The 13,554-nt window shown below is 51.1% G+C and carries 17 protein-coding genes; 12 read left to right on the top strand and 5 right to left on the bottom strand.

Annotated elements, in window-relative coordinates:
- Positions 1-123 precede the first annotated feature (123 nt).
- The gene (locus ACFFSY_RS10670; RefSeq protein ID WP_377493584.1) at positions 124-2,187 is read left to right on the top strand and encodes a beta-galactosidase; all 2,064 of its coding nucleotides are present in this window, start codon (positions 124-126) and stop codon (positions 2,185-2,187) included.
- 192 nt (positions 2,188-2,379) lie between these two features.
- Here the strand turns inward: ACFFSY_RS10670 and ACFFSY_RS10665 are convergent, their stop codons facing one another.
- Positions 2,380-2,595 carry a hypothetical protein gene (locus tag ACFFSY_RS10665; RefSeq protein WP_377493582.1) on the bottom strand — a complete coding sequence of 72 codons (216 nt, stop codon included), beginning with the start codon at positions 2,593-2,595 and terminating at the stop codon, positions 2,380-2,382.
- Between ACFFSY_RS10665 and ACFFSY_RS10660 the strand changes: the two genes are divergently transcribed.
- The 3 genes from ACFFSY_RS10660 to ACFFSY_RS10650 all read left to right on the top strand — a co-directional run bounded on the left by ACFFSY_RS10660 (position 2,546) and on the right by ACFFSY_RS10650 (position 3,726).
- Positions 2,546-2,869, top strand: a complete 324-nt coding sequence (locus ACFFSY_RS10660; protein ID WP_377493708.1) for an SDR family oxidoreductase — start codon at positions 2,546-2,548, stop codon at positions 2,867-2,869. The two genes, ACFFSY_RS10665 and ACFFSY_RS10660, sit on opposite strands and share 50 nt — an antisense overlap.
- 7 nt (positions 2,870-2,876) lie before the next feature.
- The gene (locus tag ACFFSY_RS10655; protein WP_377493580.1) at positions 2,877-3,032 is read left to right on the top strand and encodes an SDR family oxidoreductase; all 156 of its coding nucleotides are present in this window, start codon (positions 2,877-2,879) and stop codon (positions 3,030-3,032) included.
- A 133-nt stretch (positions 3,033-3,165) separates the two neighbouring features.
- Positions 3,166-3,726: a hypothetical protein gene (locus ACFFSY_RS10650; protein ID WP_377493578.1), complete on the top strand. Its 561-nt coding sequence runs from the start codon at positions 3,166-3,168 to the stop codon at positions 3,724-3,726.
- 114 nt (positions 3,727-3,840) lie between these two features.
- On the opposite strand, the gene ACFFSY_RS10645 is transcribed toward ACFFSY_RS10650, so the two are convergent.
- The 4 genes from ACFFSY_RS10645 to ACFFSY_RS10630 form a co-directional block, all read right to left on the bottom strand.
- The gene (locus ACFFSY_RS10645) at positions 3,841-4,131 is read right to left on the bottom strand and encodes a transporter (RefSeq protein ID WP_377493576.1); all 291 of its coding nucleotides are present in this window, start codon (positions 4,129-4,131) and stop codon (positions 3,841-3,843) included.
- Between the two features lie 62 nt (positions 4,132-4,193).
- The gene (locus tag ACFFSY_RS10640) at positions 4,194-4,499 is read right to left on the bottom strand and encodes a hypothetical protein (RefSeq protein WP_377493706.1); all 306 of its coding nucleotides are present in this window, start codon (positions 4,497-4,499) and stop codon (positions 4,194-4,196) included.
- A 182-nt stretch (positions 4,500-4,681) separates the two neighbouring features.
- Positions 4,682-4,894 (bottom strand): NAD(P)-dependent oxidoreductase, encoded by a 213-nt coding sequence (locus ACFFSY_RS10635; RefSeq protein WP_377493704.1) that lies wholly within the window; start codon positions 4,892-4,894, stop codon positions 4,682-4,684.
- A 225-nt stretch (positions 4,895-5,119) separates the two neighbouring features.
- Entirely contained in the window at positions 5,120-5,863 is a 744-nt protein-coding gene (locus ACFFSY_RS10630) for an SDR family oxidoreductase (RefSeq protein ID WP_377493574.1), read from the bottom strand.
- 187 nt (positions 5,864-6,050) lie between these two features.
- Between ACFFSY_RS10630 and ACFFSY_RS10625 the strand changes: the two genes are divergently transcribed.
- From ACFFSY_RS10625 to ACFFSY_RS10590, 8 genes are all read left to right on the top strand, one after another.
- Positions 6,051-6,983 carry an AraC family transcriptional regulator gene (locus ACFFSY_RS10625; protein WP_377493572.1) on the top strand — a complete coding sequence of 311 codons (933 nt, stop codon included), beginning with the start codon at positions 6,051-6,053 and terminating at the stop codon, positions 6,981-6,983.
- A 73-nt stretch (positions 6,984-7,056) separates the two neighbouring features.
- The gene (locus ACFFSY_RS10620) at positions 7,057-7,803 is read left to right on the top strand and encodes a hypothetical protein (protein ID WP_377493570.1); all 747 of its coding nucleotides are present in this window, start codon (positions 7,057-7,059) and stop codon (positions 7,801-7,803) included.
- A gap of 40 nt (positions 7,804-7,843) precedes the next feature.
- Positions 7,844-8,065 carry a hypothetical protein gene (locus tag ACFFSY_RS10615; protein WP_377493568.1) on the top strand — a complete coding sequence of 74 codons (222 nt, stop codon included), beginning with the start codon at positions 7,844-7,846 and terminating at the stop codon, positions 8,063-8,065.
- Between the two features lie 301 nt (positions 8,066-8,366).
- A complete protein-coding gene (locus ACFFSY_RS10610; protein WP_377493566.1) occupies positions 8,367-9,020 on the top strand; it encodes a hypothetical protein in 654 nt (217 codons plus the stop codon).
- A gap of 227 nt (positions 9,021-9,247) precedes the next feature.
- Positions 9,248-9,646, top strand: a complete 399-nt coding sequence (locus tag ACFFSY_RS10605) for a DUF4345 domain-containing protein (RefSeq protein ID WP_377493564.1) — start codon at positions 9,248-9,250, stop codon at positions 9,644-9,646.
- Between the two features lie 48 nt (positions 9,647-9,694).
- Positions 9,695-10,462, top strand: a complete 768-nt coding sequence (locus tag ACFFSY_RS10600) for a nucleotidyltransferase domain-containing protein (protein ID WP_377493562.1) — start codon at positions 9,695-9,697, stop codon at positions 10,460-10,462.
- 446 nt (positions 10,463-10,908) lie between these two features.
- Entirely contained in the window at positions 10,909-11,694 is a 786-nt protein-coding gene (locus ACFFSY_RS10595; RefSeq protein ID WP_377493560.1) for an SDR family NAD(P)-dependent oxidoreductase, read from the top strand.
- 1,116 nt (positions 11,695-12,810) lie between these two features.
- Positions 12,811-13,407 carry a 5' nucleotidase, NT5C type gene (locus ACFFSY_RS10590; RefSeq protein WP_377493558.1) on the top strand — a complete coding sequence of 199 codons (597 nt, stop codon included), beginning with the start codon at positions 12,811-12,813 and terminating at the stop codon, positions 13,405-13,407.
- Positions 13,408-13,554: the final 147 nt, after the last annotated feature.

Here is a 13,554-nt window from a genome sequence, read left to right as displayed (position 1 = left end):
ACCAATAGTTCTGGACAATCGGATGACAAGAATTTCATATCTTTCGCAGGAATTTGTCATATCCATCTGTCATCGGCGTCCTCTAGAATGATGGTAGGAGAACCGAAGGGGAGGCAGCAGCAGATGGCAAAATCGATTCAGGTGGACGAGCTAACGTTAGGTGTCTGTTATTATCCGGAGCATTGGCCGGAGGCGTTATGGGAGGATGATTTTCGGCGCATGCGGGAGCTGAACATCTCCGTCGTGCGAATGGCGGAATTCGCATGGGCGATCATGGAGCCGGAGGAAGGGCGGTTCGACTTCGGCTTTTTCACGCGGGTCATGGACCTGGCGCACCAATATGGATTGAAGGTCATTCTGGGGACGCCGACGGCGACGCCGCCCGCTTGGCTGACGCACCGATATCCCGAGGTGCTCAATGCGGACGTGGATGGCACGCTGCACCGCCACGGCATGCGTCGCCACTACAATTATTCCAGTCCGAAATACCGGGAGCTCTGTGCGCGGATCACGCGGAACATGGTCGAGGCGTACAAGGACCATCCGGCCGTCATCGGCTGGCAGATCGACAACGAATTCAACTGCGAATCGAACGTATATTACGCGGAGGCTGACCATGTCGCGTTCCGGGAATGGTTGAAGGCGCGTTATGGAACGCTCGATAACTTAAACCAAGCGTGGGGTACGGTGTTCTGGAGCCAGACGTATACGGATTGGGAGCAGGTCTACCTGACGCGTCCGATGGCCAACCCGTCGCCGAACCCGCATCTGGCGCTGGACGAGAAGCGGTTCATCTCCGACAACACGATCTCGTTCGCGAAGGTGCAGGGCGATATTATCCGCGAGCTGGCGCCGCATCATTGGGTGACGACGAACGGGCTGTTCGGCCATCTGGACAGCCACGCGATGACGGACGAGGTGCTGGACTTCTTCTCGTACGATTCGTATCCGCAATTCTCGACGATCTTCCCGGGCGACGACGAGAATCCGCTGAAGGACCGGGCGTGGAGCATGAACCTCGCGAACGTGCGCTCGATCTCGCCGAACTTCTGCGTGATGGAGCAGCAGTCCGGTCCGGGCGGCTGGGTGAACCGGATGGAGATGGCCTCGCCAAGACCGGGGCAGATCCGGCTCTGGTCGTACCAATCCGTGCTGCACGGCTGCGATCTGCTCGTCTACTTCCGCTGGCGTACGGCGACGATGGGCACGGAGATTTACTGGCACGGCATCAATGACCATCATAACCGGCCGAACCGCAGGGTGCGGGAGGTTGGGCAGGTAGGCGAGGAGTTCGCGAAGATCGGCGGGGCGATAGCAGGGACGACATACCAGGCGGACATCGCGCTGCTGCAGGACTACGACAATCACTGGGACGGCGAATTCGACGTCTGGCATGGGCCGTTCCAATGGCAGAGCCAGCGCGCTTGGTTCAAGCAGCTGCAATACCGGCATATTCCGGTCGATCGCATCACGCTGCGTCCGGCGACGACGCTTGCGGACCTGGCGAAGTATAAGGTCATCGTCTACCCGCACGCGGCGATCATGACGGACGAAACGGCGGACCTGCTGACGCAGTACGTCGAGCAAGGCGGCAAGCTGTTCTTCGGCGCGCGCACGGGGTACAAAAATCCGACCGGCCAAGTGAACATGCGGCCGCTGCCGGGACCGGTCGCGGAGCTGTGCGGCGTGACGGTCGAGGATTACACGATGATCAAAGGCACCGCGAAGGCGGCGGAAATCAAGGGAGCACGCGGGCGTCTCGCCGAGGGAACGACAGCGGCCGGGTTCAACGAGATTTTGCGCGTGAATGATCCGGATGTGAACGTGGTCGCGAAGTACGCGAGCGAGTATTACGAAGGCGAGCCGGCGTTGACCCGGCGCATGGCGGGCAGCGGTGAAGCGTGGTACTACGGCGCGGTGTACAGCGAACCGGTCGTTGATGCGCTGATCGACGAGCTGGGCTTGACTTCGCCGGTCGCGGATTGGCTCGAGGCGCCGGTCGAAGTGGAGCTGGGCATTCGCGCTTCGGGAGCGGGGGCGTATGTCTTCCTGCTGAATTATGCGGATCGTCCGGTTACGGTGAAGCTCCGGAAGCGGGTACGGGAGCTGTTGACAGGTGCTTCGCTGGAAGAGGAAGTCGAGCTGCCGGCTTACGGCGTGTGGGTGTTGGAGCAGGCGGACGTGTAAGAGACAGAACATCAAGTTGATTGGAGCAAAAGCCGCCGTGATGGCGGCTTTTGTTGTTTGCCTTATGCCGGAGTAACAAATAAAGCCTTATGCTGCTGTATATAACCGCATCAAATTCATTAAAATAAGCGGGAATGGAATATCCACTTCTTGGATGAATGAGAAAAGTATGGATGGAATGCCAACGATGAACTAGGAGATGAGGCTTTGGTTTTCGCGTTTTACCTCCTCATAAACGCCGGGGTCGGATATGGATTCTTCAGAACCCAGCGTAAGCGACTTGCGCCGCTGGAAATCCTCTTTTACTGGTGCATCAGCTCCGTGCTCGTACAAAATTACTCCGCGCTTCAGACCATGAATTTCAAGAGCTCGATGGTTCCGGATCAACTCAGCCCGGAATTCGCCCATTTACTCAACCGCACCTTTCTGTATCCATTTATTTGCCCGGGAAGGCGCGGATATCGCGATCATCTACCTCAATGAACACGCCGATGCCTCGGAGACGCGAGAGAGAATCCGGCAATTGGGCCGCAGCTGCTTGACAATTGCCGGGGATATCGGCGATGAGACCTTTTGCAGACAGGCAATCGGGCATACCTTGGCTAGATTCGGGCGGATCGATATCTTAATCAATAACGCAGGTGAACTGGACCCCGCTTATCCCGGCTTCGCTTCCACCTGATTTTTACATGTTTTATGGATCGAAGAATAATCCGGGTCCGCTCAAAAGAACGGCGCGGCCTTACGAAATCGCGCCTATCTATTTGTACTTGGCATCGGAGGAATCCCGCTTCGTCATCGGCCAGACGATGCATGTGAACGGCGGCGAGTACTTGGGCTTGTGAGGATAGAGACCATACAACGCCGACTCTACTTTTTGGGCGGCCCCAATTTCGTAGTTTCATAGACGGCTGCACTTTCGAAATTCGGATTCGAACATACAATGCTATCAGCTTCCCTATGAAGGAGTTGAGTGCATTGGCAAATGTGAAGAAAAGCAGAGCCATCCCTAGCAAAATCGTGAAGTTGAAGCGAAGCGAGGATGCGAAAAACAAAATTTTGCAGATGTATCGCAATCATGCGAGCCGGCTGCGGGCACGCGCCGTCCAACCGATTCAGGTCAACCAGTCGACCACCGTCATCGGCACGGACGACACGTGGTTCAATGCGTCCGTGATCGCCCAAGACCCTGCCTGGGTGTCGGTTCCAGGCGCCAATTACGTGTGGAACGCCCGCGATCTCTCGAGCCAGACCGCGATTATCTCCAACACGTTCCGTATCACGAGACGTATCGACTCGGCAAGACTGGTGCTGTCCGTGGACAATTACGCGGCCGTCTTCATCAACGGACGGGCCGTCGTATTCGATCAGCCCCAGAATACGCCCTCTTTCTTTAATCCCGGCCGCAGCTTCAATATCGCCGGCTTCCTAAGAAGAGGCACCAACGATATCGTTATCATCGCGTTTAACTTCGGAGGACCGCGTTCGCCTTCCAACCCGGCCGGGGTCGCAGCCAGCTTGACGATTCGGGTACATTAGATTTCTTGATTAAGCTGGGTAAAGGAACAAATGGAAACGAGCAAAAGCCGCCGGTAAGGCGGCTTTTGCTATTGCTATTCAACGCGGGATGCTTCTGCCCCGAGAGGAGTATGGCTAGAAACAAGTAAACGACTCGATGCTTCTTAAACTAAGGCCGGAGTACACCCACGTGCGTCCGTTCCATCGGAAGCCGGACACGGAAGTGCGGCCGACAAATGTCGGGTAGAACCAGAACCCGTTCCCGGACCGCGGCCAAATGTAGGTATTGCGGAATAAGCAGCCCGAGATGGCGCCGGGGTCTACCGCGAATGTCGATGCGGCTGGTTTCTGCGGCGCGAATTGAGGGGGAGGAGCCGAAGGCGGGTGCTGCACGCCCTGTGGTCCTTGCGGCGGCGTGAATGCCATTGATCACCACTCCTTTTCGAATGTCGAGAATAACGATCGATTGTGTTAATAGGGGATGAACGTTAGAGCAGCATCAGGGTAATGACGAGAAGTTCGTATAGGACGAGCGGCAAAATGACGTCGTTATAGACATTTTGCGAGAAGCTGCGACGCCCGCTTTTGCTGGGGATTTTGAGGTACAGAATGCCCTTGTCGCAATGGACGATGATCCCTTCGAACACATCGCCGTCCAGCGTCTCGACGCGAACGTACCGATTCACATGCTGCCTGCACACATGGTGGAGATGATCGCGAGCGGACTTCAGGCTGTGACCCATGTTCGGATGCGCTTGATAGATCGTGTGCTCTTGCATACTCGGTGATTGCATGCTCAATGTAACGCCCTCCATCTCTTGTTTTAAAGGTACACCTCATTGTATGCGGAAGCCTAAGGGTTGCACTGGATAGATGCCTAATTGCAGCAAAGACGGCAAAAACAGCGAAAACAGCAAAAACAGGAGCAACCGAAGACCGTATGGTCCGAAGCTGCCCCTGTCTTTTGGGCTTTGAGCTATGCGCGTCTCACGACGGTATTATAATAATCGACGGCTTGCTCCACCAGGCACTGATTCATTTGGCGCATCGTCTCCCTTGTGCGTAAAGCGATATGAGGGGTGCAGACGACATTGCGCATATGCAGGAATTCACCGTGGCAATATGGCTCCTCCGGGAATACATCTAGTCCTGCCCCCGAGATTTTGCCTGAAAGAAGGGCATCGCGTATTCCACCTGGAAGATGCGTTCCATAACCTGCAGCTCCTCATCGGATAACCAAGATCGCTTGATCGACGGCGCAGAGCCATGGCGAACTCATACGCAGCCCCCCCCACTCTTTCTGGAATCTGACTATACGGACATATTCGCAGCTTTGGTTGTCGTCTCCTGCTAAGAAGGCAGCCGATCGTTGCGCGATCGGCTGCCCTCGTGTTATTCGGAATGATCGCTTGTCTTAATTGAACCCGCCGTTGACGCGAATCGTCTGACCGGTAATCCAGCGCGCTTGGCCGCTGACGAGCAGCTCGACCACGTCCGCAATATCGTCCGGTTCACCCAGTCTTCCGAACGCGTTCATGCGTCGGAACGAGTCGATCAGCTCATCGGATTTGCCGCCTAGGAATAATTCGGTGGACACTTGCCCCGGGGCGATGCAGTTGATGACGATATCCTTTGGACCGAATTCTTTGGCCAATTGACGGGTGAGCTGTTCGACGGCGCCTTTCGTCGCCGCGTAGACGCTGTACGTCGGGAGCATCGCGCCGGACACGGAGGTCGAGAAGTTGAGGATCGTTCCGCCCGGCGCCATATGCAGCATCGCTTGCCGGCAGGCGAAATACGTCCCCTTCACGTTGATCGCGAACTGACGGTCGAAGATGTCTTCCGTGACGTCGGCGATCGCGTGGTTTTCCATAACCCCGGCGTTATTAACGAGAATGTCCACGGCGCCGAACCGCTCGAGCGTCTCCGCGAACAGCGCTTCCACTTCCTTCACCTGGCTAACGTCGGCGCGGATGGCGCAAGCTTCGCCGCCGGATTGCCGGATCGCTTCTACGACCTCAGCCGCTCTGCTTGGATTCGATGCATAATTGACGACCACCTTAGCGCCGGCGCGGGCCAAATGGATGGCGATTTGACGTCCAATGCCTCGCGACGCGCCTGTGACGATCGCGACTTTCCCTTGTACATTCGTGTTCATGTGTATACGCTCCTTTGTTCGGATCGTGACCGGTTGTTCGTTCCGTGTACCGGTCCTTATACACTTATCTTACCGAAGAGTGGCGATACCCGTTAGAACAGACCTCTCTGATCCTTGCCTAATTCTCTTCGCGCTCGTTATGATACAGGTATAACGACCAGACTAATTATGGAGGGAGTGCGAGAACATGGAGGAACAATTGCGCGAGGTGCAAGCGCTGCGGCAATTGGCGAGCCTGATCCGCCGCCATGCGCCTTCGACCGGCACGCATCGGACGGCTGTGCCGGGCCTTACGCTGATGCATGCCGAACAGGCGTCGGAGCCGTTGGAATCGGTCTACAAGCCTTCGATTTGCGTCGTGGCGCAAGGCGCGAAGACGGCCACGTTGGCCGACGAGACCTACCGCTACGATCCTTCGACGTACCTCGTCACGTCCATCGAATTGCCGATCATCGGCCGCATCGTCGAGGCTTCGCCCGAGGTGCCGTATTTGAGCTTGAAGCTGAGCTTCGACACTGACGTCATTCTGGACATCGTCCGGGAGACGAACCGGCCTCTGCGCGCGACGTCGGCTATCCCGCGCGGAATAACCGTCAACCGGACGGCCCCCGCCTTGCTTGAAGCCATCGGGCGGCTGTTGCAATTGCTGGATGAGCCGGACGATGTTCCGGTTCTTGCGCCGCTGACGATTCGCGAAATTGTGTACCGGTTGCTTCAAGGCGAGCAAGGCGCGCTCATCCAGCAGTTTGCCGTCATCGGCAGCCAAGCGCACGCCATCGCGCAGGCGATCCAATCGATTAACCGGCATTTCGACCGCCCGCTCGCGATCGAGCAGCTTGCCAAATCCGTCAACCTGAGCACCTCGGCGTTCCACAAACATTTCAAGCTCGCCACGGCGATGAGCCCGCTGCAATATCAGAAGACGGTGCGGCTTCAGGAAGCCAGGCGTCTCATGCTCACGGATAGCCTGCAAGCCTCCGATGCAGCTTTCCAAGTCGGCTACGAGAGCCCGTCCCAATTCAGCCGGGAATATGCCCGCATGTACGGCCGTCCGCCAATGCTGGATATTCAGACGCTGCGCAATTCAGCGACGGACGCGGGCACGGATGTTGTTTGCTAAGAGTTATGCGTATGCGGCATAACTGCTGTAACTTTGGGGCTTCTGACAGCGTCAAGAAGACGAGGTGATGCAGATGCGGGGGACGAAACGATCGGGTGTAGCTATGCTGGTGCTGGCGTTAGCCGCCATGCTGGCTTTGACCGGCTGCGGCAGCGTGAAGAACATGCTTCGCGGGGGCGGGAGCGAGGGGAATTGCGGCGGTATAATCGACTGGGTTGATTTTCTGATGCTAAACGACGTAACATATTCGCACAATTACGACGGGACGAGCAAGATCGCAGCCCAGCAGCGTGGAGAGAAGATCGGCGAAGTTGCATACATGCTGGATGGGCATGCCTGTCAGGGCCATCGGACGAAGAACGGCGATGCTTCCTATTTGCCGGTTGGCACGCCGATCTATGCGATGATAGGCTATAAGCCATCATTCCGCGTCATTGCGGAAGGCAAAGTGTACGAGGCGGACCGCAATCCGCATGCGAAGACGCTCGGCGATCTGTGGGATATCGAGGGGAAGATTGAGAAGGTAAGCCTCGTAAGCGGCATGGACGGCAGTCCGATCGGCGACTTCACGCCGGATGCGACGGCTTTTATCGCGAAGTCGCTGCCGCGACTTGAGATCGTCGGCTTCGATACGATATATGAGAAGCATAAGCTGGAATACGGCATTTTCCTGCGCGTCCATCTGAGGGACGGGACCTCACTCGGACTCGTGTTCTACGAGAAGGCGAATGCCTTCACCGCAGGCGCATACGGGACGGAAGCGCTGAAGAAGATTATTGTCAGCGAACGGGCGCGGATTAAGCGGGCGGCGGGGATGTAGCGAGATCTCGTAGGATGATATAAAAAAGGAGTGATGACCTATGGAACAAATAAATTCAAAGCAGGTGAAGAGTGCGAATCAGGAAAATTCTTCGTTCAATTCGGTGACTGAGCATTATAAGACTATTATGGGGACACTAACCAATAAGGTTGATATGAGAGATATGCCACGCGCTCTCCGTATTTTCGGTTATACTGTTTTCTCAATTGGTGCGATATGTAGTGTTGCTTTTATCATTATGTATGTATGGCAAGCTTTTTAGAAAGCACGAATTGGTATTCATGCTCGGCCCCATCCATACGGACGAAGATCCTGCTGGGCTGCATATCGCGGAACGGTATGCGGCGGACCCGTGTTAGTCGCATTGTTCGGGGAGAGAGCAAATTTCGATGAGCACAGGCAGATGGCTCGATCTTTGCTAGGTATTGAAGGGGAATGGATGACAGGCTTCCGGTGCGTACGGGAGCCTGTCGTATTTTTGACTGGTACCGCGTAGACTTGGTGAGGCCACTCAACGGACCGTTTAGCGCAGTGAGTCCGAAACAATGTATTGGGGGGAGAAAATGTTAATTAAACGGCTTCTTATTGCTGTTTCAATATGCTTGGCATTATTGATTGTTTCAACGATTTTTACCTATACACAGTTTAAGGAAAACCAAAATTATGAGCGTTACATTTCTACAAAAATAGGTCAATCATTATCCAATTTACTGACTGCCGTTTTGATTAGCGATGAGACCCTGCATATATTCATGGAAAGTGGCGAAAAGGAAATGTTACCCGATCAAGCAACCACTCTATGTTACAATTTTAGATTGATCGGCACAGAATATGAAGAACTACTTCAGACCTCACAAGCTTTAAAAAAAGCGAACGACGTACAAACGAACCATATAACAGCGAGCATAGCTCAGGATATCCATTTTTTTCTGGCTAGGCAGCTGATCGGAAACGGAGTTCTCGGGGATTGCACCGCGGCGAAGTCAACGATCGTGCTTAACGAGGAGCAGTACGAAAAAATAAAAGGCATCTATGCGATAAGCAAACAATGGTCTGCGATTGCCAAAAGTCTAATGCCGGAAGCAACGCCGAACGGTGTCGAAAATGTCAATTGGGACCTCGTTGTTAACGATAAAGTGTGGGTGCGGTTAATTGAAGAATATTCGGCTTACGCCAATGAATCGGGGATGACGGGAATCAATCGATTTTTCAACTAAGGGGAGTTTACGGATTGTAGCGAAGCATTGTGCCGTTAACAGAATTGTGTAAGGCGACCATTCAACCATTCAAGAGCATATCACTGCAGCGCTGCTCCTTGTTCTATTGAAGTAATGGGCAGTTACGCAAAATTGATATGTTATAATTTGGTGTAAGGACCGATATACGGGCTGGAATGCATGTAATCTGAACAAAAAGCTTAATCCTTTTTGAGGGGTTGACCAAAATGAACAGACGTTTACTTCAAATCGCTACAGCAGTCCTAGCTTGCGTGCCCACGGCCACTGGCCTGTTGGCCATGACTGGTCTAGACGATCCTCTTTACAATACGCTGCAATTACCGCGGGACGCCACCCTCGACAGCAACCTGCGATTCTACGCCGGGGTCTGGCTCGGGCTAGGTGCAGCCGCCTTCTGGCTGCTTCCGCGAATCGAACGCGAAACGGTGTTATTTCGCTTCCTATGGCTGATGATTTTCATCGGCGGAATTGGGCGTCTATTGTCGCTTGCGCTGGCTGGTATGCCGCTCCCACCCTATGTTGGCTTTACTGTTCTAGAAGTAATAGGAGCGCCTCTGTTCATCTGGTGGCAGTCACGAGTAGCCCAGGCCGCGATGAAAAGTTGAATGGAGTTTCGTTAGCCGAAAGAAGTTCTTAGTTTAGGAGGGGGCTATATGATTTTAGAAAAAGTTATAAATAGAATTGTAATACAAAGTGAATATAAGGATTTTGTTGATAAGTATATAGATCATATACTTACCGAGTTTAAAGGTAAGATTCATAGCATTTATATGTGTGGCTCGATTCCAAAAGGAACCGCTAAACCTTTTAAGTCAGATGCAGACTTTACTATTGTATGCGTAAATCCCAAAGATATTGATTACGAAAGATTGTCAACTATTAAAAACAGGCTTCTGGAAGAATATCCAATAGTCACTAAGATTGATACGATAATTTGCTCGATTGACGATGTATTAAGTAAACCAAATGAGTGGGGCTTTTGGGTAAAGATAATTTGTGTTTGCCTACATGGTCATGACGTTGGTGAAAGAGTACCACCGATAGTTATTTCTCCAGCGTTCATTTTAGACTTAAATACAGAGACCAAAGAGGAAGTAGATCGTATACATCGTTTACTTTCTAATGCTAGTGATAACACAATGAAAACTAGATATATTAAAGGTTACTCGAAGAGATTAATTCGTGCATTATACTCTTTGGTTTTAGAAGATACAGGTGTATGGCAAGATGACATTATTAAGATGAAGCATGCCATATTAAACTATTGCGAGATTGACTCCGCTTTAGTTGATTATCTGTATGCTTGTTACTTGGATAGTAATGTACTTGTTGAAGAGTTTCTGGGAATTGCAGATGAAGTAAATAGCTATTTTGAGAACGCCTTAAATGCAATGGCTGCTTCCAGACCTTCCTTCGGCTAACACCATATTGACGCTCGGGGTCACTCTGAGAAGCGAGTGACCACATCCAGACCCTAAGCCCGTCGGGACGATACTGCATTAGGCGTTCGGCAAGCCTCACTATAAGCAGCGAATCTAATTAAAACTAAATTAAAACTTAAGACTATTGAGCCAACGCGGAACGATAGTTCAATAAACAGCGTCAGCTTTGGATTTAATATCTGAGTCCAAGGCTACTGTTGTTTCTTTTTTAAGCAGTCTAATCGATTATTACACGAGCATATCCGGCGACGGTATGTTTCCTCAGATAGCGCATGTTGAGTGTGTATTATTGATGGAGTGGAGGGGCGAGTCTAAACAGGCTAACGCCCCCTTGGTTTTCCGAATGAACAGACGGCATTGGGGCGAGAATGATAATACAGCTGCGGTGAATAGATGATAGATCGCTGGAAAGGCGGATGAAGAAGATGACGCAAAAAACATTAAGCGGAGTATATGCCTTGGTTAGCGGAGCCTCAAGCGGACTGGGCTATGCCATGTCGGAGGCTTTGCTGGAGGCCGGAGCTTCCGTTGCGTTAGCCTCCCGAAAAGGGCCGCTGCTGGAACAAGCGGCAGCCGGTTTTCAGAAGCGAGGCTTCGACGCACACGCCCTGCCGATGGATGTCCGTTCCGAGGAATCCGTGAATCAGGCCGTTGAATGGGTAGACAGGGTATGGGGCCGGCTCGATGTATTGGTCAACAATGCCGGAATCGGGATGAGGACGGTGAACCCTAAATTTTTGACTGATCCTCAGCCCTTTTACCAGGTTACGCCGGAAGGATTCCGCGAATTGATAGATACCAATTTAACCGGATACTTTCTTGTGGCGAGAGGCTTCGCCCCCATGATGGTAGGTCGGGGCAAAGGAAGGATTATTAATATTTCGATGAACCACGAAACGATGAAACGAAAGGGATTCGTTCCGTATGGCCCGTCCCGGGCCGCTACCGAGTCTCTCTCATACATTATGGCTGAAGACCTCAAAGATCATGGAGTGACCGTAAATATGCTGCTCCCGGGCGGAGCGACCGTGACCGGAATGATTCCCGATGAGTTCAGGAAAAAAAACGAATCGAATGTATCCCTGCTGAACCCGCGGATCATGGTGGAACCGATTGTTTACCTTGCCTCGAAGGAGGCGGAGGGAATTACCGGTCAGCGCATTGTCGCCACCGAATTTCATCAATGGCTTGCCGCACGTCGCGAATCATAAACGGGTCATAAGCAACAAAGAAACGAGTGAAGAATTTGGTCGCTTACCGGAGGAACTTTCGTTCGTTGGAATCGATGACAGGAGTCTGTAAAATATTCTGTGTAAACTCTCAAACCGAATTTAGATTACAATGAGAGAAAGGTTGGTTTGAGAGGATGGCACCCATGGCGAGATTCATCGTCCTGATTCTTCCTTGAAAAATCGGGGTTCTTCGCTGATCATGAGGTGGATTGAGTTCAATCGTAAATGAATCTTGAATCAAACAAAGTCCGTACCCATAAGTACGGACTTTCCAGGTTACTCCTTAATTATATTTTGGTATTTGCTTTTTTCATTTTGACGACGTATAAAATCACGCATTTCTTCGTGAGCATTATCACGCTCTTCGGGAGGGATCGGAACCGCCATTATACCATCATCCAGTGATCGGATGACTGGCCGGCGGCCGAATGCGATCAACAAGTCTTTTCGCTTCAAATGTAGGAATGGCTAAAAGGCGCTTTTTACTGTTCACGACTTCCATGCCATAATGGTCAATATAGTGCTCAACTAGGCCAGTTATAGCTTGTAGCAATACGTAGCCATCGCCGCCCTTTAAAAGCTTGTTAAACAGGCAAAGGCAAATAGTCCTTGTATTTATTTTAGGACTTCTAGATATATGAAGTTTATATGCAGCGAACTCGCTTTTTGGATCGAAATATGTTGCCCAGTTAAATCCCCTTGACCAACCTTCGCTTTTCTTGATTTGGAGTAGGTCGGATTTAGTTATTTCACTTAATACAGCTTGATAAATCTCGCCGTTATGATGGATTAGCTTCCAACTTATCCAGTGCTCCTCCTTGTACTTCTACAGATTATTTTACACTAAATTATCAACACATCATAGCGTCACTAATGACGTCAGAACAAAACTCCGAGCAGACGAAGCGGCTCATTATGGGCGTTCTATGGGCAATTCGACTGTAAGAGCCTCGAGGGGGCCGAGGAAGTCTGCAACCAGTCTCCGCACAGATCAGGAGAAAAATTTGGGTGAAACGAGTCTTTATACGCGGTTTGAAGAGTGCATTAACTGGGAACGTTAGCTGAATAAGTACCTGTGCAGCTGGTCATACGTTAATGATTAGAATGTTCAAGAGTTGGGGGCAAAAGAAATTGCATATTGGAATAGATTTAGATAATACAGTCCTTGATGCCACTTCTTCATATTTGCATTTTTATAATAAAGCTTCGGGTTTATCGTATAGTTCCAAAGATGTTACCGATTTTTATTTTTATCGGTTATACGGGTGGAACAATACAGAACGTGAAAAAGTTTATCATCAATATGGTCGTGATATACATTGGAACTCATCCCCTTTTCCTCATGCAATAGAAGTATTGCAGGAGTTATCTCTTTCTCATCAAATATCAATTATTACCGCTCGCCCTTTACTTTTTCGTGATGTTACTATTGATTGGCTTAAACATCATGGTGTTAGATACGACAATATAGCTTTCACAGAAAATAAGCTCCAGGAGTGTATCGACTCCGAGGTAAGTGTATTAGTAGATGATGCCCCCCATTATGCAAAAGAATTTGCCGATAAGAATATTCCAGTTATTTTGTTTGAACAGCCGTATAATACATCTGTGAAAATTGATACGGTTTATCGTGCGTCTAACTGGTTAGAGGTGAGAAGTCGCATCAGTGCCCTACAAGTGTCATTACGCTAACGCCAGATGACCTCGTGGGAATTATGCATTTTTATAAGCATGCTGAATATTTGGAATGGAAAGAACTAGGGGAGCACTATCAACTAGATAAAGAGGCAGTATTCGATGTAACAATATGGGAGAAATTCTTGCACTGGGGAAGTTCAT

It is taken from the genome of Paenibacillus aurantiacus, from assembly GCF_042431225.1.
In the GTDB taxonomy this organism is placed as follows: Bacteria; Bacillota; Bacilli; order Paenibacillales; family Paenibacillaceae; genus Paenibacillus_Z; species Paenibacillus_Z aurantiacus.
The sequence above is the reverse complement of the archived record's forward strand: the minus strand, read 5'-3'. Positions and strand labels throughout refer to the sequence as shown.